24 protein-coding genes are annotated in these 24,362 nt (G+C 66.0%); 21 read left to right on the forward strand and 3 right to left on the reverse strand.

Annotated elements, in window-relative coordinates; genetic code table 11:
* Positions 1-48 precede the first annotated feature (48 nt).
* From glp to ACFVWT_RS20175, 6 genes are all read left to right on the forward strand, one after another.
* A complete protein-coding gene (gene glp, locus ACFVWT_RS20150) occupies positions 49-1,305 on the forward strand; it encodes a gephyrin-like molybdotransferase Glp (protein WP_390250977.1) in 1,257 nt (418 codons plus the stop codon).
* The gene (moaC, locus tag ACFVWT_RS20155) at positions 1,293-1,787 is read left to right on the forward strand and encodes a cyclic pyranopterin monophosphate synthase MoaC (protein WP_390250979.1); all 495 of its coding nucleotides are present in this window, start codon (positions 1,293-1,295) and stop codon (positions 1,785-1,787) included. The genes glp and moaC overlap by 13 nt, the downstream gene beginning before the upstream one ends.
* A complete protein-coding gene (locus tag ACFVWT_RS20160) occupies positions 1,784-2,308 on the forward strand; it encodes a MogA/MoaB family molybdenum cofactor biosynthesis protein (protein WP_390250981.1) in 525 nt (174 codons plus the stop codon). Before moaC ends, ACFVWT_RS20160 begins: the two co-directional genes overlap by 4 nt.
* Positions 2,298-2,765 carry a molybdenum cofactor biosynthesis protein MoaE gene (locus ACFVWT_RS20165; RefSeq protein ID WP_390250983.1) on the forward strand — a complete coding sequence of 156 codons (468 nt, stop codon included), beginning with the start codon at positions 2,298-2,300 and terminating at the stop codon, positions 2,763-2,765. Before ACFVWT_RS20160 ends, ACFVWT_RS20165 begins: the two co-directional genes overlap by 11 nt.
* Positions 2,766-2,839: 74 nt before the next feature.
* On the forward strand, positions 2,840-3,598 hold the full coding sequence (gene dapB / locus ACFVWT_RS20170; RefSeq protein ID WP_390250985.1) for a 4-hydroxy-tetrahydrodipicolinate reductase: 759 nt from the start codon (positions 2,840-2,842) through the stop codon (positions 3,596-3,598).
* Between the two features lie 5 nt (positions 3,599-3,603).
* A complete protein-coding gene (locus ACFVWT_RS20175; protein ID WP_390250987.1) occupies positions 3,604-4,086 on the forward strand; it encodes a hypothetical protein in 483 nt (160 codons plus the stop codon).
* On the opposite strand, the gene ACFVWT_RS20180 is transcribed toward ACFVWT_RS20175, so the two are convergent.
* Positions 4,083-5,324, reverse strand: coding sequence for a heparan-alpha-glucosaminide N-acetyltransferase domain-containing protein (locus tag ACFVWT_RS20180; RefSeq protein ID WP_390250989.1), 1,242 nt, complete (start codon positions 5,322-5,324; stop codon positions 4,083-4,085). The two genes, ACFVWT_RS20175 and ACFVWT_RS20180, sit on opposite strands and share 4 nt — an antisense overlap.
* Before the next feature lie 69 nt (positions 5,325-5,393).
* Between ACFVWT_RS20180 and ACFVWT_RS20185 the strand changes: the two genes are divergently transcribed.
* The 7 genes from ACFVWT_RS20185 to ACFVWT_RS20215 all read left to right on the forward strand — a co-directional run bounded on the left by ACFVWT_RS20185 (position 5,394) and on the right by ACFVWT_RS20215 (position 13,404).
* A complete protein-coding gene (locus ACFVWT_RS20185; protein WP_390250991.1) occupies positions 5,394-5,822 on the forward strand; it encodes a hypothetical protein in 429 nt (142 codons plus the stop codon).
* A 78-nt stretch (positions 5,823-5,900) separates the two neighbouring features.
* Complete coding sequence (dapA, locus tag ACFVWT_RS20190) at positions 5,901-6,809, forward strand: 4-hydroxy-tetrahydrodipicolinate synthase (RefSeq protein WP_390250993.1); 909 nt, start codon at positions 5,901-5,903, stop codon at positions 6,807-6,809.
* Positions 6,810-6,851: 42 nt separating this feature from the next.
* Positions 6,852-8,543 (forward strand): ribonuclease J, encoded by a 1,692-nt coding sequence (locus ACFVWT_RS20195; RefSeq protein WP_011691314.1) that lies wholly within the window; start codon positions 6,852-6,854, stop codon positions 8,541-8,543.
* Positions 8,544-8,738: 195 nt separating this feature from the next.
* Complete coding sequence (locus tag ACFVWT_RS20200) at positions 8,739-11,678, forward strand: DNA translocase FtsK (protein ID WP_390250995.1); 2,940 nt, start codon at positions 8,739-8,741, stop codon at positions 11,676-11,678.
* Between the two features lie 9 nt (positions 11,679-11,687).
* Entirely contained in the window at positions 11,688-12,329 is a 642-nt protein-coding gene (gene pgsA, locus ACFVWT_RS20205) for a CDP-diacylglycerol--glycerol-3-phosphate 3-phosphatidyltransferase (RefSeq protein WP_390250997.1), read from the forward strand.
* A complete protein-coding gene (locus tag ACFVWT_RS20210) occupies positions 12,326-12,820 on the forward strand; it encodes a CinA family protein (RefSeq protein WP_390250999.1) in 495 nt (164 codons plus the stop codon). The genes pgsA and ACFVWT_RS20210 overlap by 4 nt, the downstream gene beginning before the upstream one ends.
* Positions 12,821-12,960: 140 nt before the next feature.
* On the forward strand, positions 12,961-13,404 hold the full coding sequence (locus tag ACFVWT_RS20215) for a helix-turn-helix domain-containing protein (protein WP_043429615.1): 444 nt from the start codon (positions 12,961-12,963) through the stop codon (positions 13,402-13,404).
* Positions 13,405-13,521: 117 nt separating this feature from the next.
* Here ACFVWT_RS20215 and ACFVWT_RS20220 read toward each other — a convergent pair whose 3' ends face one another.
* Entirely contained in the window at positions 13,522-14,031 is a 510-nt protein-coding gene (locus ACFVWT_RS20220; RefSeq protein WP_390251001.1) for a MarR family winged helix-turn-helix transcriptional regulator, read from the reverse strand.
* 41 nt (positions 14,032-14,072) lie between these two features.
* Between ACFVWT_RS20220 and ACFVWT_RS20225 the strand changes: the two genes are divergently transcribed.
* The 6 genes from ACFVWT_RS20225 to dapF all read left to right on the forward strand — a co-directional run bounded on the left by ACFVWT_RS20225 (position 14,073) and on the right by dapF (position 19,663).
* Positions 14,073-14,297 carry a DUF3046 domain-containing protein gene (locus ACFVWT_RS20225; protein WP_390251003.1) on the forward strand — a complete coding sequence of 75 codons (225 nt, stop codon included), beginning with the start codon at positions 14,073-14,075 and terminating at the stop codon, positions 14,295-14,297.
* A gap of 189 nt (positions 14,298-14,486) precedes the next feature.
* Entirely contained in the window at positions 14,487-15,542 is a 1,056-nt protein-coding gene (gene recA, locus ACFVWT_RS20230) for a recombinase RecA (RefSeq protein ID WP_390251005.1), read from the forward strand.
* 73 nt (positions 15,543-15,615) lie between these two features.
* The gene (locus ACFVWT_RS20235) at positions 15,616-16,104 is read left to right on the forward strand and encodes a regulatory protein RecX (protein ID WP_390251115.1); all 489 of its coding nucleotides are present in this window, start codon (positions 15,616-15,618) and stop codon (positions 16,102-16,104) included.
* Positions 16,105-16,121: 17 nt separating this feature from the next.
* A complete protein-coding gene (miaB, locus tag ACFVWT_RS20240) occupies positions 16,122-17,690 on the forward strand; it encodes a tRNA (N6-isopentenyl adenosine(37)-C2)-methylthiotransferase MiaB (RefSeq protein WP_390251007.1) in 1,569 nt (522 codons plus the stop codon).
* Positions 17,691-17,693: 3 nt separating this feature from the next.
* Positions 17,694-18,632 (forward strand): tRNA (adenosine(37)-N6)-dimethylallyltransferase MiaA, encoded by a 939-nt coding sequence (miaA, locus tag ACFVWT_RS20245; protein ID WP_390251009.1) that lies wholly within the window; start codon positions 17,694-17,696, stop codon positions 18,630-18,632.
* 86 nt (positions 18,633-18,718) lie between these two features.
* The gene (gene dapF / locus ACFVWT_RS20250; protein ID WP_390251011.1) at positions 18,719-19,663 is read left to right on the forward strand and encodes a diaminopimelate epimerase; all 945 of its coding nucleotides are present in this window, start codon (positions 18,719-18,721) and stop codon (positions 19,661-19,663) included.
* On the opposite strand, the gene ACFVWT_RS20255 is transcribed toward dapF, so the two are convergent.
* Positions 19,644-20,258, reverse strand: a complete 615-nt coding sequence (locus tag ACFVWT_RS20255) for a class I SAM-dependent methyltransferase (protein ID WP_390251013.1) — start codon at positions 20,256-20,258, stop codon at positions 19,644-19,646. The two genes, dapF and ACFVWT_RS20255, sit on opposite strands and share 20 nt — an antisense overlap.
* 451 nt (positions 20,259-20,709) lie before the next feature.
* On the opposite strand from ACFVWT_RS20255, the gene hflX reads away from it, so the two are divergent.
* On the forward strand, positions 20,710-22,278 hold the full coding sequence (gene hflX / locus ACFVWT_RS20260) for a GTPase HflX (RefSeq protein ID WP_390251015.1): 1,569 nt from the start codon (positions 20,710-20,712) through the stop codon (positions 22,276-22,278).
* Positions 22,271-24,343, forward strand: a complete 2,073-nt coding sequence (locus ACFVWT_RS20265) for an ATP-dependent DNA helicase (RefSeq protein WP_390251017.1) — start codon at positions 22,271-22,273, stop codon at positions 24,341-24,343. Before hflX ends, ACFVWT_RS20265 begins: the two co-directional genes overlap by 8 nt.
* Positions 24,344-24,362: the final 19 nt, after the last annotated feature.

A 24,362-nucleotide genomic window follows, 5' to 3' on the forward strand; every position in this document is an offset into this window, starting at 1 on the left:
CCCAGTATGCCCGGCATCCCAGCACGCCAGGACCCAGGTAAGGAACGCATGCACCGCACCGACAACAGCCATGGTCACACCGCCACAGGGCACGGACACCATGCCCGCACCGTAGAGGCCCACCGCGAGGCGGTACGCGCGCTCCTGGCCGGCTCCCGCGGTCCCGGACGTACCGAAGAGTTACCGCTCCAGGCGGCGCTGGGACGCGGGCTCGCGGCGGATATCCCGGCTCCCGTGGACCTGCCGCCGTTCGCAAACTCCCAAATGGACGGCTTCGCCATCCGCAGCCAGGACATTCCCGACGACGGGACGGACCTGACAGTGGTGGCGCCCATCCCGGCCGGCGCCACCCCGGCGGCACTGGAACCGGGCACGGCCGCGCCGATCATGACCGGAGCCATGATTCCTGCCGGAGCGGACGCCGTCGTACCCGTTGAAAAGGCCGTTCCGGACTCCTTCCCCGAACCCGGAGCGGCGGCCACTGTCCGGGTGCCGGCAACAGCGGCAGGAACCTACGTACGGCACGCAGGCAGCGATATCCGGAGCGGCGAGCTGGCGCTCGCGGCAGGAACGTTCCTCGGCCCGGGCCAGCTGGGGCTCCTTGCGGCCTTGGGCATCACCCGGGTCACGGTGCACCGGAAACTGACAGTGCTCCTCGCCACCACAGGGGACGAGGTGGTGGAGCCCGGCAGTCCGCTGGAACCGGGCAAGATCTACGACGCCAACGGCACGCTCCTCGAAGCCGCCATGCGCCAGGCCGGGCTGGATGTCCTGCGCGCTGCGATTTCAACGGACAGCCCGGACGAGCTGACAGCCATGCTGCGGGAGCATGCCCCGCAGGTGGACCTGATCGTCACCACGGGCGGTGTCAGCAAAGGAGCCTACGAGGTGGTCAGGCAGGCCGCCGCGGGACAGGACGTGGAATTCCTGCACGTGGCCATGCAGCCCGGCGGACCCCAGGGGATCGGACGGTTCGACGGTGTCCCGTTCGTGGGCTTCCCCGGTAACCCGGTCAGCTGCCTGGTCTCCTTCGAGATGTTCCTGCGCCCTGTCCTCAGCTCGTTGTTCGGCGCACCGGCTCCGCGGCCGGCAATCCTGGCCAGGCTGGCGGCACCGCTGGAATCACCCGAGGGGAAGCACCAGCTCCGGCGCGGCACCCTCCTTCCGGACGGCACGGTCCGGCTCGAAGGCGGCGCCGGCTCGCACCTGGTCCACGCCCTGGCCAATTCCAACGCCCTGATCCATGTCCCCCTGGGGACTTCTGCGCTCGCCGCGGGCGCAGAAGTGGAAGTATGGACGCTGTGAACAATGAAGACAACGCTGCCGGGCTGACGCATCTGCGCCGGGACGGGACAGCGCAGATGGTTGATGTTTCCGGTAAAGCCGAAACCACGCGGGAGGCCACAGCCACCGCCACGGTCCGCACCACGGCGGAGGTTCTCGCCCTCTTAGGCGCAGGGGACCTGCCGAAGGGCGACGCCCTGGCGGTGGCCCGTGTTGCCGGGATCATGGCGGCGAAGAAGACCCCCGAACTCATCCCGCTGTGCCACCCGCTGCCGATCTCCAAAGTCACTGTCGACTTCGAACTGGGCCTGGATGCCGTTGCGGTCCTGGCGACCGTCAAGACCCGCGGCGTGACCGGCGTCGAAATGGAAGCGCTCACCGCCGCGTCAGTTGCGGCCCTCAGTGTGTACGACATGATCAAGGCAGTCGACAAGCATGCGGTGTTGACCGACATCAGGGTGCTGGCCAAAAGCGGCGGCAAGAGCGGGGACTGGACAGCATGAGCACCTTCGGACAGCAGCCCGAACCACACCGGCACGGCGAGGCCACCGGCCGGAAGGCCGGCGTCGTGATTGCCTCCAACCGGGCGGCGGCGGGCATCTACCGCGACGAAACCGGACCGGTCATCACCGATTGGCTGACCGAACACGGCTTCGAGACGTTCCCGGCCATGGTGGTGCCCGACGGCGAACCCGTGGGCGCCGCGCTGCGCGCCCTCCTGACGCAGAATCCTGCCGTGATCATCACCAGCGGCGGCACCGGCCTGAGCCCGGATGACCTGACCCCGGAGATGACGGTTCCGCTGCTGGACCGCGAAATACCGGGGATCATGGAAGGAATCAGGCAGGCCGGACTGGCCAAGACTCCCATGGCCATGCTGAGCCGCGGACACGCAGGCGCGGCCGGACGCACTTTCATTGTCAATCTTCCCGGATCACCCAAGGGCGTCATGGACGGCCTGAGCGTGCTGGATCCGGTCATCAGCCACCTTTGCGACCAGTTGGAAGGCAGCCATGAGCACTGACAAGGCCACTCAATCCGGATTCGAGATCGTGAATGCCGTGCTGAGCGCGGAGCCCATCTCCGTGGCGCAGGCTATCGCCGCTGTGGAATCCGACACGGCCGGCGCCGTGGTCAGCTTCAGCGGCGTGGTCAGGAACCACGACGGCGGCAAGCCCGTTGAGCGGCTTAGCTACAGCGCACATCCCACCGCCCACCAGGTGATGGCCGACGTCGTCGCCCGGCTCGTTGCCGAACATGCGGGCGACGGCGGCGAAACAGTGCGGATCTGGGCCGCGCACCGGGTGGGAATGCTGGAAATCGGCGACCCCGCCCTGGTCTGCGCCGTGTCCGCCTCGCACCGCGGCCAGGCCTTCGAAGTGTGCTCGGAGCTCGTTGACCGGATCAAGGCCCAGGTGCCCATCTGGAAGGAACAGTTCTTCAGCGACGGGACCGTCGAATGGGTCGGGGCCGGAGCCTGAAGAAAGGGGCCGGAGCCTGGTAACCTCCCGTCCCGGTTCATCCGCGCAGCCGGCCCGACGGTAGGGTTAAGTCCATGACCGAACAACTTGCCGTCGCCGTCCTGGGCGCGAACGGGCGCATGGGCGCCGAGGCCGTGAAAGCCGTTGAAGCGGCCCCCGACATGAAGCTTGTAGCGGCCCTCGGACGCGGTGACTCCCTCGACGAGCTGGTCAGCGCCGGAGCCCGGTTCGTGGTGGACCTGACCGTCCCCGAAAGCACCGAAGCGAACGTGCGCTTCGCCGTCGAACACGGCATGCACGCCGTCGTCGGCACTACCGGCTGGGACGCCTCCAGGCTCGGCGCGCTTGAGGACCTGCTGGGCCGGAATGCCGGGGTGGGCGTCCTCATTGCCCCGAACTTCGCGCTCGGCTCCGTCCTGGCGTCCGCTTTTGCCGCCAAGGCCGCCAAGTACTTCGAGTCCGTTGAGGTCATCGAACTGCACCACCCGGACAAAGTTGACGCACCCTCCGGCACCGCCGTCCGCACCGCACAGTTGATCGCGGCCGAACGCGCCGCCGCCGGCGTCGGCGCCAGCCCGGACGCCACCACCAGTGAACTCGCCGGCGCCCGCGGCTGCGATGTGGACGGTATCCGCGTGCACAGCGTGCGCCTCAGGGGCCTGGTGGCCCACCAGGAAGTACTGCTCGGCGGACCGGGGGAGCAGCTGACCCTGCGCCACGACTCCTTCGACCGGGCTTCCTTCATGCCGGGCGTGCTGCTGGGAGTGCGGAACGTAGCAGGCCACCCCGGGCTGACCGTGGGCCTGGACGGCTACCTTGACCTCGGAGTCTGACGGCCATGGGCAACGTCCTCGCCGGCTTTAAGAAGAACCGCACCAAGATCTGGGTCGGCGCGGTGACGCTGCTGCTGGTTTTCTACCTGGTGGTGTCGTTCCAGCGATCCGTCCTGCTCCTCGCGGACCCCAACCCCGTGGCCAAGGCCATCGGCGCCGCCTACCTGGTCCTGCCGGTCATTGGAGCCTGGGCGCTGCTCCGTGAACTGCTGTTCGGTGCCCGGACGGAACAGATGGCCAAGGTCCTCGAAGCCGAGGGCGGCCTGCCGGTTGACAACCTGCAGCGCACACCCGCCGGGCGGATCGTGCGGGAATCGGCCGACGCCGAGTTTGAAAAGTTCCGGACCGAGGCCGAGGAAGCGCCGGACGACTGGCGCTCATGGTTCCGGCTGAGCTGCGCCTACGACGCCGCGGGCGACCGCAAGCGCGCCAGGGCCTCCATGCGCGATGCCGTGAAGTTGTTCCGCGAGGGCAACAAGCCCGCCTAGCGGATTCCCGCCCGCCGGTACCGGCCCACTTCGCTGGCGGCGTGCGCCACCCACTCCAGCGGCCCCCGCCAGTTGAGGGCCGCGAAGGAGCCTCCGATGAGGATGGCCGTCAGCGCCTGCGCTGCATACACTCCTTCGCGGGTCCATCCGGCAGGCAACGGCTGCAGGTACGTAGCGGCGACCAGGCACACGTGGCCAGTGTAGAGACTGAGGGTCATGGCGCCGGCACCCCGCAGCGGCAGCAGCAGGTCCAGGCTGAGCCAGTCGCCCAGTCTTCCGAGCAGCAGGCAGGCGCCCACCACCGCCGCGGCCACGGCCGAAGTGTGGAGCAGGTCCAGCGTTGTGCCCGAATGCGGGGCGCTGCTTGCCAGCCACCACCAGGAGCCCGATTGCTCCACGCCGGCGAGGTTCACCTGCAGGAGGCTGTCCAGCGGGTAGCGGGGGTCCGCCAGGTGGGCCCGCAGCGCTTCCTTGCCGCCCCACTCATCCATCATCAGCCCGCCCAGCCATTTGGCCAGCACGGCCACCACGGCCCCGCCGGCCAGCAGCAGCACCTGGACGGACGTCTTCGTTAGCGCCAGCCGCCCGATCACCAGCCCGATCAGCAGGTAGCTCAGCCACTGAAGGACGGGGTAGTACCCGGTCAGGAAAATGTCGCCCAGCAGGCGGCCCGGCGTGGTGAGATCATCCCAGTTGGGGTTGTGGCCCAGCTGCAGCTGCAGCGGCGGCGAAGGCGCCAGGAGCCACGGTCGCAGCAGGTAGGCCAGCACCGGCGAGCCCAGTACCCAGCCGGCAGCCAGTGCACAGAGCGGTTTGATGCCGAGCCCAATGAACGGGAGCACACACAGGAACAACACGGCGTAGTGAACCAGGATCACCGCGACATTGACGTCCAGCCCGCCCAGGAAGAGCCCGACGACGGCGATCACCAGGGCGCGGAGCGCTATGCCGCGGCGTGCGGCGCTCAGCTCCTGGCCCTGTGGCGGACGCTGTTTTCCGGTGGACAGGGCGAGTCCGATCCCGGCAAGGACGGCAAAGAGCGCGGCTGCGCGCCCCGAGAAGGCCAGCCCGATCCACGTTGGCGTCAGCTGCGCGTCTGCTTCGAACGTGGGGAGCAGGTGGGTGGCCATCATGCCAAGCAGTGCCAGCCCCCTGGCCGCGTCGACTCCGGTGAGCCTCGTTGTCGTGCCGGTGCCTTTGGCAGTCCGCGAGGGGGAAGCAGTGCCACGGGAGGTCATGAGCCGATCGTCTCATATCCGGCCCGCGGGACTCTTGTATTCGAATATATGTTCGAATAGCATCGGGGTATGAACGATGCACCGGAACGCCGACTTCAAGAACGTCGCCTCAAAGAACGCCGACTTCAAGAACGCCGCCCCAAAGAACGCGAGACGTCCCCGGGCCCGCTCAAGGCGATGAGCCCCGGAGTGGTGGACTATCTCTTCCGGCAGCTGGTTGCCGGAAATCCGGCCGAGGATATCCAGTGGGGGAGGGAGGGTGTGGCCCTGTCCGCCCAGCCGCCCGGCGCCGAGTTGGCGCGGCGGCTCTCTGAATGCGACCTGGAGGCCCTCACGCCGACAGAGCTGTTCCACTACGTCCGTGCCGCCCAGCGGCTGGCCTCGTGGGCGGAGTCACTGCGGGAAGATGCTGTAGCCCGCTACTGCGGTGCACCCGGCCGGGAATCGGCAGGTCGCGAACCGGCGGAGCCTGGACCGGCCCGCGGCATTGACAAGTGACGTCCGCGGCGTGAATTTGACGATGATCACGCGGCCGCCATTGTCCTAACAAGGCGGGGACAGGGTAACGTTTTTCCTATGGCTGACACTTCCGCGAATAACCCTGCTTTTGGCACCCTCCTGACCGCCATGGTCACGCCGTTCACTGAGGACGGCAAAGTGGACTACCAGCAGGCGGCGGAATTGGCCGTAAAGCTTGTCGACGACGGCTGCGACGGTCTGGTCGTCACAGGCACCACGGGCGAAACTTCCACCCTCACCGACGAGGAGAACGTGGGCATGTTCCGTGCGGTCAAGGAAGCCGTCGGCGGCCGCGCGGCCATCATCGCCGGCACCGGAACGAACGACACTGCGCACTCCGTGCACCTTTCCAAGCAGGCAGCCGAGGTTGGTGTTGACGGTCTGTTGATCGTCACGCCGTACTACAACAAGCCCAGCCAGGCCGGGGTGCGCGCCCACTTTGAGACCATTGCCTCCTCCACCGACGTTCCCGTGATGCTTTACGACATCCCCGGCCGTTCCTCAATTCAGATTGCTCCCGAGACCATGATCCGTCTCGCCGAGCACCCGAACATCGTTGCGGTCAAAGACGCCAAGGCCGATTTCGCCGCCGCCACGCGGGTCATGTCCCAGACCGACCTCCTGTTCTACTCCGGAGACGACGGACTAACCCTGCAGTGGATGGCGATGGGTGCCGTAGGACTCGTGGGCGTCACCACCCACGTCGCCACCCGCAGGTTCCGCGAACTGATCGACGCCGTGAACGCGAACGATCTCGGCACCGCCCGGAAGATCAATTTTGAACTCGAACCTGTCATCCGGGCCACGATGACCCGCGTTCAGGGGGCCGTTGCGGCCAAGCAGATTCTTAAATGGCAGGGAGTCCTGCCCAACTCGGTTGTCCGTTTGCCCCTCGTGGAGCCGGACGAAGCTGAGATCGCAATCATCCGCGAGGATTTGGCGGAAGCAGGCATGGTCTTTTCCTGATCGGCAAAGACCATTCCTGTTCCGCCCGGAAAGTAGTGCACTATGACCCAAACCGCCCTTCCCGGCCTTGTCACGCCACCGAAACTTCTCAAGGACACCCTGCGGATCGTTCCGCTCGGCGGCCTGGGGGAGATCGGCCGGAACATGACCGTTTTCGAAATCGACGGCAAGCTGCTGATCGTAGACTGCGGCGTCCTCTTCCCGGAGGAGACCCAGCCAGGCGTCGACCTGATCCTGCCCGATTTCTCCTACATCGAGAAACGCCTCGATGACATCGTGGCCGTCGTCCTGACGCACGGCCACGAGGACCACATCGGTGCCGTTCCGTACCTGCTGCGCCTGCGCGCCGACATTCCCCTGGTTGGTTCCCAGCTGACGCTCGCCCTTATCGAGGCGAAGCTGCAGGAACACCGGATCAAGCCGATCACCCAGACCGTCACCGAGGGACAGGTGCAGAAGTTCGGCCCGTTCGAATGCGAATTCGTGGCCGTCAACCACTCCATCCCTGACGCCCTCGCTGTGTTCCTCCGTACCTCCGGCGGCACCGTGCTGCACACCGGTGACTTCAAGATGGACCAGCTGCCGCTGGACGGCCGCATCACTGACCTCCGCCATTTCGCCAAGCTGGGCGAAGAGGGCGTGGACCTGTTCATGTCGGACTCCACGAACGCCGACGTGCCGGGCTTCACCACCGCCGAGAAGGAAATCGGCCCCACCCTTGACCGTCTCTTCGGCCAGGCGTCCAAGCGTCTGATCGTTGCGTCCTTCTCCTCGCACGTGCACCGGGTCCAGCAGGTCCTCGACGCGGCGGCCAACCACAACCGCAAGGTTGCCTTCGTGGGCCGCTCGATGGTCCGCAACATGGCTATCGCCGAGAAGCTCGGCTACCTCGACGTGCCCCCGGGCATCCTGGTCGACATCAAGAACATTGACAACCTGCCGGACAACCGCGTAGTGCTGATGTCCACCGGTTCCCAGGGCGAGCCGATGGCAGCCCTGTCCCGCATGGCCAACGGTGACCACCGCGTCGTCGTCGGCCAGGGCGACACCGTGATCCTGGCCTCCAGCCTGATCCCGGGCAACGAGAACGCGGTGTTCCGCATCATCAACGGCCTGCTCAAGCTCGGCGCCGATGTCATCCACAAGGGCAACGCCAAGGTCCACGTGTCCGGCCACGCCGCGGCCGGGGAACTGCTGTACTGCTACAACATCCTCGAACCGCTGAACGCGATGCCGGTGCACGGCGAGACGCGGCACCTGATTGCCAACGGCAAAATCGCCCTCGAGTCCGGCGTGCCGGATGAGAGCATCCTGCTGGCGGACAACGGCACCGTGATCGATCTCCGGGACCACCAGGCCGACGTCGTGGGCCAGGTCGAGGTGGGCTACGTCTACGTTGACGGTTCCAGCGTCGGCGAAGTCACGGAAGCTGACCTGAAGGACCGCCAGACCCTCGGCGATGAAGGCTTCATCTCCATCATCACGGTGATCCACCGTGCCACCGGCAAGGTGGTCTCCGGACCGGAAATCCACGCCCGCGGCGTGGCTGAAGACGATTCCGTTTTCGACGAAATCATTCCCAAAATCAATGCTGCGCTGGAAGAGGCCGTGCTCAACCACACGGACCACACAACGCACCAGCTCCAACAGGTTGTCCGCCGCGTTGTCGGCACCTGGGTCAACCGCAAGCTTCGCCGCAAGCCCATGATCATTCCGGTGGTGCTCGAGGCGTAAGCCCGGAATTGTCAGACGGGGCCCTCCCCGCAGGAAAGCACCCCTTCGGGGCGCTGCCTGCGGGGAGGGCCCCGCGCGTTAAACCGGCCGAAGCCTCCGGAAACGCCATGCTCGCGCCGTTTCGTCCGCAACATGCATCCCGGAACGCCCCGGAAATCCGGGGTTTTTGGCCGGGCTTCGGGTACCGTGGCGGGTATGGCGACACGTACCTCCTCCGCGCCTAGAGGCAACTCAAGCGGCAAATCAGGCAGCTCAGCGGGCAGGGGCTCCGGCTCCGCTGCGTCCAAATCGAGCCGGACCGGAGGATCATCGGGCACCGCACGCACCCGCCAGATGGCTGCCGTCGAACCCCGGCAGCCGTGGCTCGTGCGGGTGGCCGCAGGCGCGTGGCTGGGAATAGGGCACGTTGTCGGCGGCGGCGTCCGCCGGATCGGCCACGACGTCAGCGACCTTGCCCCCGAGGACCGCCGCGACGGTGCCGCACTCTTCAACCTGGCCCTGGGCGTGTTTGTTGCAACCTTCGCATGGTGGGGTTTCAAGGGATGGTTCCCCGACACTGTGTTCGCGATTGTCAACGGCACGTTTGGCTGGATGTCGCTGTTGCTACCACTCATGCTTTTCGTCTGTGCCTTCCGGCTGTTCCGGCAGCCGTCTGACGGGCGGGGCAACAACAGGATCGGCATTGGCTTCCTCATCATGACGTTTGCCGGCTGCGGCCTGGCACACGTCATCGGCGGCCAGCCCACCGTAACGGACGGCTTCGACGGACTGCGGCAGGCCGGCGGAATGCTCGGCTTCCTGGCCGCCTCGCCGCTGGCTGCCCTGCATACCGCGGTGCCTGTGGCCGTATACGGCCTGCTGGCCTTCACGTCCCTCCTGATTGTGACCGCTACGCCCTTCGGCGCGATTCCCCGCCGGATCAGGGATGCCTACGAGCACCTCATGGGCATCGACCTGCAGGAACCCGGCGACGTTCACGACCGCAGCTACCTCTACGAGAGCGCTGTCAAGGACGCGCCTAAGAAGAAGAGGCGCAGCAGGCTGTTCGGCAAGGACCAGGAGGCAGATCCCCGCCTCGAAGGATATGTGGGCGACGAGGCCTTCGAACATGCCGTCATCGACGACGACGAAGCAGCCGACAGCGCCAACGGCACCAAGTCAGCCGGCAAAGGCCCGCGGCCGGCGCCTGGTGTGCGCCGGCCCACCCAGGCCGAAATCGCCGTCGAGAAGATCAAGGCAGCCCAGGGGCTGGGCACCCAGGGGCGGGACGCCGCCGGTGAAAATGCCACCGAAGCCATCCCGCTGGTGACGCCGGGGATGGTCGCTGCCGGATCACTCAATCCCGCGGCCGGTGCTGCCGCCGTTGCTTCAGCCGCGCAAGTGCCGTCGCGCCCCGTGGCCCCGGCCCCGCCGCCCACGCCGATCCCGCAGCGCACGGAGCAACTCTCGCTCGCGGGCGACGTCACGTACACCCTGCCGTCGTCGGACGTGCTGACCCCGGGCTCCATTCCGAAGGAGCGTACGGAGGCCAACGACGCGATCGTGGCTTCACTGACCGAAACGCTCAACCAGTTCAACGTGGATGCCCAGGTCACCGGTTTCAGCCGCGGCCCGACGGTCACCCGCTATGAAATCGAACTCTCCCCAGGCACCAAGGTTGAACGCGTCACGGCGCTGTCCAAGAACATCTCCTACGCGGTCGCCTCCAGTGACGTCCGCATCCTCAGCCCGATCCCCGGCAAGTCCGCCATCGGCATCGAGATCCCCAACACGGACCGCGAGACCGTCTCGCTCGGCGATGTGCTCCGCAGCCAGAACGCCCGCCGCACTGACCACCCGATGGTCATGGGCGTCGGCAAGGACGTCGAGGGCGGCTACGTGGTGGCGAACCTCGCCAAGATGCCCCACCTGCTCGTCGCGGGTGCCACCGGCGCCGGTAAGTCCTCGTTCGTGAACTCCATGATCACCTCGATCCTGATGCGCGCCACGCCGGACGAGGTCCGTATGGTCATGGTGGACCCCAAACGCGTGGAACTCACGGCGTACGAGGGTGTCCCGCACCTCATCACCCCCATCATCACCAACCCCAAGAAGGCCGCCGAGGCCCTGCAATGGGTGGTCCGCGAAATGGACGCCCGCTACGACGACCTCGCCAACTACGGTTTCAAGCACATCGACGACTTCAACAAGGCGGTCCGGGCCGGCAAGGTCCATCCGCCGGTCGATTCCAAGCGCGTCATCCGCCCCTACCCGTACCTGCTGGTGATCGTGGACGAACTCGCCGACCTCATGATGGTGGCCCCGCGCGACGTCGAAGATTCCATCGTCCGCATCACCCAGCTGGCCCGGGCCGCCGGCATCCACCTGGTCCTGGCAACCCAGCGCCCGTCAGTCGACGTCGTCACCGGGCTGATCAAGGCCAACGTCCCGTCCCGCATGGCGTTCGCCACGTCGTCCGTGACCGACTCCCGCGTGGTCCTGGACCAGCCCGGCGCGGAAAAGCTCATCGGCCAGGGCGACGCGCTCTTCCTGCCGATGGGCGCGTCCAAGGCCATGCGCGTCCAGGGCGCCTGGGTTACGGAATCGGAAATCCACAAGGTCGTTGAGCACGTCAAGGGCCAGCTGAAGGCTGTGTACCGTGACGACGTTGCCCCCGAGGCGCAGAAGAAGCAGATCGACGACGACATCGGGGACGACCTCGAAGTGCTGCTGCAGGCCACCGAGCTTGTGGTCACCACCCAGTTCGGTTCAACGTCCATGCTGCAGCGCAAGCTGCGTGTCGGCTTCGCCAAGGCGGGCCGGCTGATGGACCTGCTCGAATCCAGGGGAGTGGTGGGGCCCTCAGAGGGTTCCAAGGCCCGCGACGTGCTGGTGAAGCCGGATGACCTCGCCGCCGTCCTCGCCGCCATGAAGGGCCAGGATGCCCCGGCTTCGCCGGATTCGCAGACCGCGGCCCTCAGCGACAACGCCAACGCGAACATCGCCCAGGGCGGTTATGCCGAGGACCTCGTGGCGGCGGACCTGGACAACCGCACCCAGAAAGTTGAGTACTACGACGGCGCCGACGGCAGCACGGGAGGCTACGGTGACGACGAAGACGGCGCCGAAGACGCCTGGTCGCTCACCGGACGGTAGCCTAGGAGAGTGACTAGCACTGAAGCCAACAGCTCAGGCTCCGCCTCCGGGATCTGGAACCTTCCGAACATCCTGACGATGCTGCGGATTGTCCTGGTGCCGTTCTTCGTCTGGTTCCTGATCGCGGACGCGCCGGGGCTCGACAGCCAGAACGGCCTCTGGCGCTGGGCCGCGGCCCTGACGTTCGCGGTTGCCATCTACACGGACAAGCTCGACGGCGACATCGCCCGCAGCCGGGGCCTGATCACCGATTTCGGCAAGATCGCCGATCCGATCGCGGATAAGCTGCTCACCGGCTCTGCCCTCGTTATGCTCTCGCTGCTGGGCGAACTGCCATGGTGGATCACCGTTCTGATCCTGGTCCGCGAATGGGGGATCACGGCACTCCGGTTCTTCGTGATCCGCTACGGCGTCATCCCGGCATCCCGGGGCGGCAAGCTGAAGACCGTGGTGCAGACCGTCGCGATCCTGCTGTATGTGGTCCCGCTCGCCTCATTGGCAGCCTGGCTGGGTGTGGTGGCCTTCCTGGTGATGCTGGCCGCTGTGGCGATCACCGTCTGGACCGGTGGACAATATGTCGTAGAGGCGCTGAAGCTTCGGGCGAACGGTCGGCGCGCTGCCAGCCGTCGGGTACAGGAAGAACTGCCATGAGCAATCTGCACCGCATCGCCGAACAGGCTGTCAACCGCGCCATCTCCCGCGGATTGACGGTTGCCACCGCCGAATCGCTGACTGCCGGCATGGTGGCGGCGGTGCTCGCAGACACCCCCGGCGCCTCCGGCATGCTGCAGGGCGGCGTGGTGTCCTACCAGAATTCCGTCAAGGCGGAAGTCCTGGGCGTGCCCGGCGAACTCCTGGACGCCGTGGGATCCGTTGACGGTGACGTGGCCAAAGCGATGGCTGAGGGAGCGCGAAGGGTCTGCGGGGCAGACATCGGAGTGTCCACCACGGGAGTCGCCGGACCGGAACCGCATGGCGGGAAAGCCGTGGGAACAGTTTTCGTCGGCGTTGCCACAGCGGAGGGTTCGACGTCGTTCGGTTACGTTTTCGAGGGGAACCGCGCGGACGTCCGCGGCCAGGCCTGCGCGGCCGCTTTGGAGCGGCTTCTTGAGGCCCTATCTTCCGAGGCTTACCCGGCGTAAAGTTGCCGGGAACAAAATTTGATTCCTAATAGTTGTTACATTGTGTCGCTTCCGCATAAGGGAGGCGCCTAGGATGAATAAATAATTACGGTTCGCCTGACGAGGGCGGACCTGACGTACGAGGGAGCAAGGCGATACAGATGGTAAAGCAGCCCGTATCCGTGAACGGCGTTGTCCGCTGGAAGGATGTGGGCCTCGCCGATCAGGCAAAGAGCGAACAGAAGGAGCGCAAGATGGTTGTACTTCGTCACGAAATCGGTGATGTTCTGCGCGACGTTCGCCAGCGTCAGGGCCGGACCCTCCGCGAAGTGTCACACAGTGCCCGGGTTTCCCTGGGCTATCTCAGTGAAGTGGAGCGCGGCCAGAAGGAAGCCTCTTCGGAGCTGCTGTCTTCGATCTGCTCGGCCCTGGACGTACCGTTGTCCAGCATGCTCCGCGAAGTCAGCGACCGCGTTGCCGTCGCTGAGGGCGTTGCAGTTCCGGACACCGTTCCGCAGGAATTTTCGCAGCGTTACCTTGACCGCGAACTCAATACTGAACTGTCTGACGAACTGGCCAAGGGTCTGCTCTCGGGCGCCCGCTGACCCGCACACAAAGATCTTCGTTTTGACATGAGGGGCCTCCGGCAAAGCCGGAGGCCCCTCATCGTGTGCTGTTTCCCCGGCCGGAATGACGGCGCCAGGCGGCGGGCGGTCTGCCCTCTATTTAGCCTCGTCCCTGGGGAAGCCGTCCCGCTCATAAGTCGCGTTGAGCTTTGCCATGTAGGCGGCGAGCGTCTGCAGGTCCTCGACGGGCCATTCCCCAAGCCGTTCACGGAAAACCTCGCGTCGGGCATCCTGCACCTGGTGCATCTTCTCCTCACCCTTGGGCGTCAGCCGGATGGTCTGCGCCCGGCCGTCGAGGGGATCAGCTTCCTTGGCCACGAGGCCGATGCTCTCCAGGAACGCGATCTGCCGGCTGACCGAGGGTTTGCCCACTCCGATACAGGAAGCGAGTTCCGTAAGCCTGATGGGACCTTCCCGGCGGATGACCGTGAGTAGGCCATAGGCCGCCGGCTCCATGTCCGGGTGGACCTGCCGGGAAAGCTGTTGGGAGAGGGAACGTCCACGCCGCCAGAAAAGGCTGATCTGGTCCTCCACGGTTCGCAATGCCGCGTCGACGCTGTTTTCGGTGGCCCCGGAAGCATCGGGTTCCACGGCTGGGTTGCTCATGGCAACCATTCTATTGGCCGGAGGCGTGAGAGACTTTATCCGTGCGAATCAGCGACTTTTGGCGGCTCATGGACGACGAGTTCGGCGCCGGTTATTCCCGTGTCCTCAGCAGTTCGCTGGTGCTTGCGGGCGTTGGCGGGCGGACAGCGGATCAGGCACTGGCGGCGGGAGTTCCCCCTCGGCAGGTCTGGCTCGCGATGTGCGATGTGCAGGATGTCCCGGCTGAGCGCCGTCTCGGGAGGGACATTAAGCCGTCCAGGAACTGAGTATCCGCAGCCTGACACGCCGACGGATTGTTCGAATATCTGTTCGGGTCGGGCTATGCTTTTTCCAGACCGTTTTCCACATACGCGATGTCATCCGGCAACAATGTCGGTGGGTGCCGTTAGCGTCAGTGATGACAGATAAAGGGCCGCTCAGGCCACTCCACAGCGAGAAAACTAGAGGTGTGAACCATGGCGGCAGCCCCGGATCGTCAGAAGGCGCTCGACGCAGCGCTGGCCCAGATCGACAAGCAGTTCGGCAAAGGCTCCGTCATGAGGCTGGGCGATGAAGTACGTGCTCCCATCGAAGTAATCCCCACTGGCTCCATTGCTCTGGATGTCGCGCTCGGAATCGGCGGCCTGCCGCGCGGCCGCGTCGTGGAAATCTACGGCCCGGAATCCTCGGGTAAGACCACAGTGGCCCTGCATGCTGTCGCAAATGCCCAGCGCCAGGGCGGCATTGCCGCCTTCATCGATGCCGAGCACGCCTTGGATCCGGAATACGCCGCCAAACTGGGTGTCGACACCGACGCCCTGCTGGTCTCGCAGCCGGACACTGGTGAGCAGGCCCTGGAAATCATGGACATGCTGATCGGTTCGGGGTCCCTCGATGTCATCGTCATCGACTCCGTGGCGGCCCTCGTGCCCCGCGCGGAAATCGAAGGGGACATGGGCGACAGCCACGTTGGCCTCCAGGCCCGCCTGATGAGCCAGGCTCTCCGTAAGATCACCGGGCGGTTGAGCCAGACCAAGACCACCGCGATCTTCATCAACCAGCTGCGCGAGAAGATCGGTGTGTTCTTCGGATCACCCGAGACCACCACGGGCGGTAAGGCACTGAAGTTCTACGCCTCCATCCGCATCGATGTCCGCCGCATCCAGACGCTGAAGGAAGGCGCCGACTCGGTGGGCAACCGAACCAAGGCGAAAATCGTCAAGAACAAGATGGCCCCGCCTTTTAAGATCGCCGAATTCGACATCATCTACGGCCAGGGCATCTCCCGCGAGGGCGGCATCATTGACATGGGCGTGGAGCACGGCCTGATTAAGAAATCGGGTTCCTGGTTCACCTATGACGGCGACCAGTTGGGCCAGGGCATGGAGAACTCCCGGCGCTTCCTGCGGGACAATCCGGAACTTGCCGCTGAACTGGAGCGGCTCATCAAGGAGAAGCTGGGTGTTGGGGTGAAGCCTGCAGCGGCTGAAACTGAAGCGTCGCCGAAGCTCAAGGCCGTTGACGGTTTCTAGGGGAAACCGCGGCGGCGCCGGATTCTCCGGGGCGCCGCAGACTGAACAGGATGCGGAACCGGACCCCGCCTCGGTGGCGCGTGCTATCGTGCTGCGGCAGCTCACAAGTTCGCCCAAGAGTCGGCTGCAACTGGCGCGCAAGCTCGCCGAACGCAACGTCCCGGAGGATGTGGCTGAGGCTGTGCTGGACCGGTTTGAAGAAGTCCGGCTCGTGGATGACGCGGAGTTTGCCGACATGTGGGTCCGAAGCAGGTCCCAGACCCGGAAGCTTGCCAAGGGGGCGCTGCGGCGTGAGCTCGCGGACAAGGGGATCGAACCGGACATTGCTGCCCGGGCCCTGGAGCAGCTCAGCGACGAAGCGGAGGAGTCGGCTGCGCGCCAACTGGTCGAACGCAAGCTGAAAGCCTCAGCGGACCTCACGGACCGGGCTGAACGGGACAAAGTCACGCGCCGGCTGGCCTCCATGCTGGCGCGCAAGGGATACCAGCCCTCACAGGCCTTCCGGATTGTGGGGGAGGTCCTCGACTCCGCCGGTGACCGGGCGCCGACGGAATTCCTGTGAACCGGTACCCTTAACAGGTGAGTTTGACCATTCCCTCCCCAGCGTCCGGCACTGGCACTTCCGCCACCATCGATACAGCACCCGCAGCTGGCCAGCCGCGCACATACCAGGTGCGCACATTTGGCTGTCAGATGAACGTGCACGACTCCGAGCGGATGGCAGGCATGCTGGAAGATGCCGGCTACGTGCCGGCATCCGGGGAACACGCGGACGTGGTGGTGTTCAACACCTGTGCTGTCCGTGAGAACGCCGACAACAAGCTGTACGGCAATCTGGGGATGCTCGCGCCGGTCAAGGCGGCCAACCCCGGCATGCAGATCGCTGTGGGCGGCTGCCTGGCCCAGAAGGACCGCGAAACAATCCTGAGGAAGGCTCCGTGGGTCGACGCTGTCTTCGGCACCCACAACGTCGGAGCGCTGCCCGCGCTCCTGGACCGCGCCCGGCACAACAACGAAGCCCAGCTGGAGATCCTGGAGTCACTGGACGTGTTCCCGTCCACCCTCCCCACCAAGCGTGACTCTGTGTACTCGGGCTGGGTCTCGATTTCCGTGGGATGCAACAACACCTGCACGTTCTGCATCGTCCCGGCCCTGCGCGGCAAGGAAAAGGACCGCCGTCCCGGCGACATCCTCGCCGAGATCCAGGCACTGGTGGACGACGGCGCCATCGAAGTCACGCTTCTGGGCCAGAACGTGAACTCCTACGGAGTGGAATTCGGCGACCGGCAGGCCTTTTCCAAACTGCTCCGCGCCTGCGGCGAAATCGAAGGGCTGGAGCGCGTCCGGTTCACCAGTCCGCACCCCGCGGCGTTTACTGACGACGTCATTGACGCCATGGCCGAAACGCCCAACGTCATGCCGCAGCTCCACATGCCGCTGCAGTCAGGCTCTGACAAGGTACTCAAGGACATGAAGCGTTCCTACCGCTCCACCAAGTTCCTCGGCATCCTGGACAAGGTCCGGGAGCGGATTCCGCATGCGGCCATCTCCACGGACATCATCGTCGGCTTCCCCGGGGAAACTGAAGAGGACTTCCAAGCCACCCTCGACGTCGTCGAGAAATCCCGCTTTGCCACGGCGTTCACTTTCCAGTACTCCAAGCGCCCCGGCACACCCGCAGCAGACCTGCCGGACCAGCTACCCAAGGCCGTGGTCCAGGAGCGCTTCGAACGCCTGACCGCCCTGCAGGACAGGATCGCCGCAGAGGAGAACGCCCGCCAGCTGGGCCGCCGGGTGGAAGTCATGGTCACGGCACAATCGGGCCGCAAGGCGGAGGAAACACACCGCCTGTCGGGCCGGTCGCAGGATCAGCGCCTGGTGCACTTCTCAGTCCCGGAGGGTGCGGAGAAGCCCCGTCCCGGCGATCTTGTCACGGTCACCATCACCGAGGCCGCGGCATTCCATCTGGTGGCTGATCCCGCATCGCCGGCGGACTACTCCCTGCGCCGCTCGCGTGCGGGTGACGCCTGGGACAGATCGCAGGCGGATTCCTGCGGTGCGCCGGCGGCCGGCGGCGTTTCCGGTGCCGGCGGCGGCAAGGGCGGGGTGTCCCTCGGTATGCCGGCGCTCCCCGTCCGCCGCAGCTAGGCGATGGACACTTCACAAGAGCACGGCAACCCGGCCAGGGATCCCCAGGGAGTACCTCCCGTTATCGCGGTGGTCGGCCCGACCGGATCCGGCAAATCGGACCTCGCAGTGGCGCTGGCGCTGGAACTCGACGGCGAAGTCATCAATGCGGACGCCATGCAGTTCTACCGCGGAATGGACATCGGCACCGCCAAAATCACGGCGGAGGAGCGCAGGGGAGTCCCGCACCACCTGCTCGACACCCTGGACGTCACCGAAGAGGCCAGCGTCTCCGACTTCCAGCGGGAGGCGCGCGCAACTATCGCGGAGATCCACGGGCGCGGGAAGCGGGCGATCCTGGCAGGCGGATCCGGCCTGTACGTGCGGGCTGCCCTGGACGTCCTTGAGTTTCCCGGCACGGACCCGGGCATCCGGCGCCGGCTGGAAGCCGAGCTCGACGACGCCGGCCTGGCCCCGCTGCGACGCAGGCTGGAAGCGGTCGATCCCGTCTCCGCCGCCCGCCTGGGCGACGCCCGCAGGGTTGTCCGCGCCCTCGAGGTCTTCGAACTGACAGGGCGCCCTTTCAGCTCCTTCATGCCCGTCCGGGAGTACTACCAGCCGGCCGTCCAAATCGGGCTCGAGGTGGACCGGGAACTGCTGAAGGACAGGCTGGCGCAACGCGTTCACGGCATGGTCGCCAACGGACTCCAGGCCGAGGTGCAACGGTTGGACGCCGCCGGTCTGAGGCAGGGCAAAACCGCCCCCCGCGCGCTGGGCTACTCGCAATTCCTGAAAGTGCTCGACGGCGAGTGGGATGCCGGGCAGGCCACTGAGGACACCATCGTGGCCACGCGGAAATTCGCCCGCAGGCAACTGACCTGGTTCAGGGCTGACCCCCGCATCCGATGGTTCGATTGGCAGGACCCGGACCTGGTGGCGAAGGCCCTGGCTGTCTGCCGCTGACCATTGAGTGCGCTGTGCCAAGGGACCGCGGTGATTCGGGCCGCACGGTTTTCCGGCCCGTCCCGCCGTGACGGTAACCTTGGACCATGGACGAAACCCTTGCACCCGCCCCTGACCGCACACTCCAGGGGCTGAGCGGCCTGGCCTTCTCCAAGGGCCACGGCACCGGCAACGATTTCGTGCTCGTCGCGGACCCCGAAGCTACCTGGCCTATAGCTCCGGAGCAGGTCGCCGAGCTCTGCGACCGCCACCGCGGCATCGGCGGCGACGGGCTGATCCGTGCCGTGCCGTCGCGCTTCCTACCCGAAGGGCGTGAGCTGCAGGCGGTCCACCCGGATGCCGAGTGGTTCATGGACTACCGCAACGGCGATGGATCCCTGTCCGAAATGTGCGGCAACGGCGTGCGCGTCTTCGTGCATTTCCTTATCGCCCAGGGCCTCGTCAGCCTGGAAACCGGCGAGGCCCTGACCATCGGAACGCGGGCGGGCGCCAAAACTGTGGTGCGGACGGCCGACGGCTACGCCGTGGACATGGGCCCGTGGGAATTCATTTTTCCGGGTGAGGCCACAGCGCGGGCCATGGACTCGCTCGTGACAGCCGACGGCCTGGAAGTGCCGCGTCCGGCCCTGTCCGTCAGCATGGGGAACCCGCACACTGTGGTGGCCCTCGCGGAACTCAGTGAGCTCGAGGCCACCCAGCTTTTCAAGGCACCGCACGTGGATCCGAAGCCGGCCAACGGCACCAACGTCGAGTTTGTCGTCCCGTCCGAGCCGTTGGTCCACGACGGCGTCGGGACAATCACCATGCGCGTTCACGAGCGCGGCGTGGGGGAGACGCAGTCCTGCGGAACCGGCGCCTGCGCGGCGGCCGTGGCCATCCGCCACTGGGCCGGGCAGGGCGCTCCGGACGCCTGGAACGTCAAGGTTCCTGGCGGCGTCGTCGGCGTTAAGTTCTTTGCCGGGCCGGAAGGCCACGAACATGTGGAACTCAGCGGTCCGGCAGTGATCGTCGCTAGCGGGACGCTTTCCTGACCCGAAGGATCCTGAAGGACTTTGAGGTGCTTTCCCGGGTGACGGTGAAGCTGCTGTCCAGTTCGGCGCCCAACCAGCGCTGCAGCGAATCCGAGCCCAGATTCTTCTGGACCACCAGCCAGGCTGATCCGCCCGGGGCCAGCCGGGGAAGCCATAGCAGCAGCAGGGAGTGGAGCTCGTCCTTGCCGATCCGGATGGGGGGATTGGACCAGATCGTGTCGAAGCGGAGGTCCGGATCAACATCTTCAGGCAGGCTCGCGGTCACATTGTTCAGGCCCAGCAGACCGGCATTTTCCTTCGTCAGCGCCACGCAGCGCTCGTTCACGTCTACGGCGTAGACCTGCGAATGGGGTGCCCGGAGGGCCATGGTCAGTGCGATCGGGCCCCAGCCGCAGCCAATGTCCAGCAAATTGCCCTGGGGTGATGGGGCCGGTACGTCGGCCAGCAGTACGGCTGTTCCTTTGTCGATCCCGTCGGGGCTGAAAATGCCGCCGGACGTCTGCAGCCTGCGGGTTTCACCGGCAAGTTCCACGGTGAGCGGCTTGCGGGTGAACGGCCCGGAAGGTTGGGCGCTGAAATAGTGTGCAGACTCCATAACTCGCCAGATTAGTTGGCGAGCGCGCCGATGGGAAACGGGGCCGGGAACGGAGCACGGGCGGGGGTCTGCTAATGTTTAATCCATGTTCTTGATCTTTGAGTAGCCGGCACGGGCCACAGCCCGTCCCGCAGCGACGCAGGTATTCACCTTCCGCTCAGTGCGCCGTCCTGCCGTGATTCTCCGGCCTGACGTTCCGCCCGTACTACTTGGAGTCCAGCAATGCTGATCATCTGACCACGCGCATTCCCTCAGGACAGGCGCATCCTCCGCAACGTCGCCTGCCGCCCAGGCGTCCGCCTCCGTTACCGCCCGAACCGCCGCCCGCTGCCCCGCAGCCGCCGGCACTCCAGGAGCCCGAATGACCCATAGTCGTCAGCCCAGCGCGAATACCGCCCCGCACACGAACAATCAGCATTATTCTGAAAGTGTCGAATCTTCAAAGGAGAACATGACCAACCAGCCCAATACCGGATCAGATTCAGCCTCCCAGGACATGAGTCCTGAGGAAATCCAGGCTGTCATCGACCGGATTCTGTCCAAGGATGTCCCGGCCCGTGCCGCCGGCTCCGCACCGGAAAAGCCGCGCGGTGTCCTGGGTTCGGCCCAGGCGATTTCCCGCCAGGACAGCGAACACAGCATCTTCGACGGGGACCAGCAGGACCTCGAGGAACGCCGGGCCCTGCGCCGCACGGCCGGCCTTTCCACCGAACTCGAAGACGTCACCGAAGTTGAGTACCGGCAGCTTCGCCTCGAACGTGTGGTGCTGGCCGGCCTCTGGACCGAAGGCACTCTCGCAGACGCGGAAAATTCGCTCCGCGAGCTCGCTGCCCTGGCCGAAACCGCCGGCTCGGAAGTCCTCGACGGCATTGTCCAGCGCCGCGCCAAGCCCGACCCCGGGACCTTCCTCGGCTCCGGCAAGGCCCAGGAGCTGAAGGACATCGTGATGTCCACCGGCGCCGACACCGTGGTGGTGGATGCCGAGCTGGCACCTTCACAGCGCCGCGGACTCGAGGACATCGTGAAGGTCAAGGTCATCGACCGAACGGCCCTGATCCTGGACATCTTCGCCCAGCACGCCAAGAGCCGCGAAGGCAAGGCCCAGGTGGAGCTGGCGCAGCTCGAATACCTGCTCCCGCGCCTGCGCGGCTGGGGCGAATCCATGTCCCGCCAGGCCGGTGGCCAGGTGGGCGGCGCAGGTGCCGGCATGGGCTCCCGCGGTCCCGGTGAGACGAAGATCGAACTGGACCGTCGTCGGATCCGCACCAGGATGGCCAAGCTGCGGCGCGAAATCGCCGCGATGAAGCCGGCACGGGAAACCAAGCGGGCCAACCGCCGTCGTAATTCGGTGCCGTCCGTGGCGATCGCAGGGTATACGAACGCCGGAAAGTCCTCGCTCCTTAACCGGCTGACCGACGCGGGCGTGCTGGTGGAGAATGCGCTGTTCGCCACGCTGGATCCGACCGTCCGTAAGGCGGAAACAGCCGACGGCCTGGGCTACACCCTGGCGGACACCGTGGGCTTCGTCCGCTCCCTCCCCACGCAACTGGTGGAAGCGTTCCGCTCCACCCTGGAGGAAGTGGCCGATTCGGATCTCATCCTGCACGTGGTGGACGTCTCGCATCCCGATCCGGAGGGCCAGATCGCCGCGGTCCGGGCTGTGTTCAGTGAAGTGGACGCACGCAAGGTCCCGGAGATCATTGTGCTGAACAAGGCCGACGCCGCGGATCCGTTCGTGGTGGAACGCCTGAAGCAGCGCGAACCCCGCCACGTGGTGGTGTCCGCGCGCACCGGGCAGGGCATCGCGGAGCTCCTGAAGACGATCAGCGAATCCATTCCGCGGCCGAGCGTCAAGATGGAGCTGCTGATTCCCTACAACCGCGGGGACCTGATCAGCAAACTCCACGAAACGGACGCCGAAATCCTTCGCCTGGATCATGAGGAGGAGGGCACCCGCGCCCTTGTTATGGTGCGCGAGGGGCTCGCCGCTGAACTGGAATCCTTCATCAGCAATGTCTGATCCCGAAGCTGGAGGAACCAGCGGCTCGCCGGGCGAGCAGTTCGTTATTGAACTGCTCGACCGGGCAGTCTCCGGCATGGGCGGACAGAGCCGCAGCGGCCAGCACGAGATGGCCCGGCAGGTGGCACGCGCTATCGACAGCGGCGACCACCTGCTGGTCCAGGCCGGCACGGGCACCGGCAAGTCCCTGGCCTACCTGATTCCGCTGATCGCCCACTCACAGGTGAGCGATAAGCCCACCCTGGTGTCCACAGCTACCCTGGCCCTGCAGACCCAGATTGTAGGCAGGGACCTTCCCCGGCTGCTGGAAACCATCACTCCTGCGCTGGAGCGCCCCGTCAAGGTTGCCCTGGTCAAGGGCCGGGCAAACTACGTCTGCCGGCACAAGCTCGACGGCGGGTTCCCCTCCGAGGAGCCCTCAGAGGGGCAGCTCTTCTCACTCGGCGAGGACACCAGCGTTCCGCACTTCGCAGCCTCGCTGGGCGGTCCTGCGTCGCAGCTGGGCAAGGAGGTGGTCCGGCTCCGGGAGTGGGCTGAGAAGACAGCCACCGGGGACCGGGATGAATTGATGCCGGGAGTGACGGACCGTGCCTGGCGGCAGGTGTCCGTCACGTCGATGGAGTGCTTGGGGGCGCAGAAATGTCCCATGGCTGCCGAGTGCTTCAGCGAACTGGCCCGCCAGGACGCCGCCGAGGCCGACGTCGTGGTCACGAACCATGCCATGCTGGCCGTCAGCGCCTTCGAGGGTCTGGCAGTGCTGCCGGAGTACGACGTTGTGGTGGTGGACGAGGCGCACGAGCTGCAGGACCGGGTAACGGGAGCTGTCTCCGGCCAGCTGTCCGTGGCCATGGTCCACGCCGCTGCTTCCGGTGCCCGGAAAAATACCGGAATCACGGTGGATGCGCTCAACAACGCTGCCGCGAACCTTGAACTGGCCATCGCAGGAGTCCCCAGCGGCCTCCTGCCCCATGGCCTCAACGACGAACAGCTCGACTGCGTGGACCAGCTGCGGGAGGCCTGCCGTGCGGCCCTTTCGGATTCGAAAGGTGACAGTGCCAACACGGCCGACGGCGGTCGCCAGCTGGCGCGCTCACGCCTGATGGTCATCCTCGAGCTTTGTGAACGCCTGATCGCCGCCCGGGAAAACCGCGAAGTGGTCTGGTTCTCGCGCAACAGCACCTTTGACCCGCAACAAGGCTATGCGCAGCCGGACGACGACGCACCGGCCTTGATCAACATTGCCCCGTTGAGCGTGGCAGGGAAGCTGCGCGACGGGCTCTTTGCCGGCCACACAGTGGTCCTCACCTCAGCCACCCTCGCGATCGGATCGGCCTTCGAACCAGCGGCGGGAGGACTTGGGCTGGTGGGACCGGGTGCACCCAGCTGGACCGGCGTGGACGTTGGATCCCCGTTCGACTACCCCAAGCAGGGGATTCTCTACGTTGCCAGCCATCTGCCGAAGCCCGGCCGGGGGACATCGCCTGAAGCGCTGGATGAGCTGGAGAAGCTGATCAGGGCTTCCGGCGGCGGGGCTCTATGCCTTTTTTCGTCGCGGCGGGCCGCAGAGGAAGCCGCGGACGCGATGCGCCCGCGCCTGGATGTCAGCATCCTGTGCCAGGGCGAATCAACCATGACCGCCCTGGTGCGGCAGTTTGCGGACGAGCCGGACACCTGCCTCTTCGGCACCATGTCCCTTTGGCAGGGCGTCGACGTCCCCGGCGGTTCGTGCCGGCTGGTGGTCATCGACCGGATTCCGTTCCCGCGGCCGGATGATCCGCTGATGACGGCGCGCTCTCGTGCGGTGGCCCAGGCAGGGGGCAACGGCTTTATGTCGGTGTCGGCCACACACGCGGCGATCCGGCTCGCCCAGGGGGCCGGCCGGTTGATCCGTTCTACGGGCGACAAAGGCGTTGTGGCTGTCCTTGACTCCAGGCTGTCGACGGAACGCTACGGGGGCTTCCTGAGGGCCGCACTGCCCCCGTTCTGGGCCACCACCGATCCTGCGATCGCCGTGGCTGCCCTGAGCCGGCTGGCTAAGGCTCCGGCGGAGGTTTCCGCCGGTTGACACGGTTGCCGCCGCCGAA

The organism is Arthrobacter sp. NPDC058288, assembly GCF_042880995.1.
In the GTDB taxonomy this organism is placed as follows: domain Bacteria; phylum Actinomycetota; class Actinomycetes; order Actinomycetales; family Micrococcaceae; genus Arthrobacter.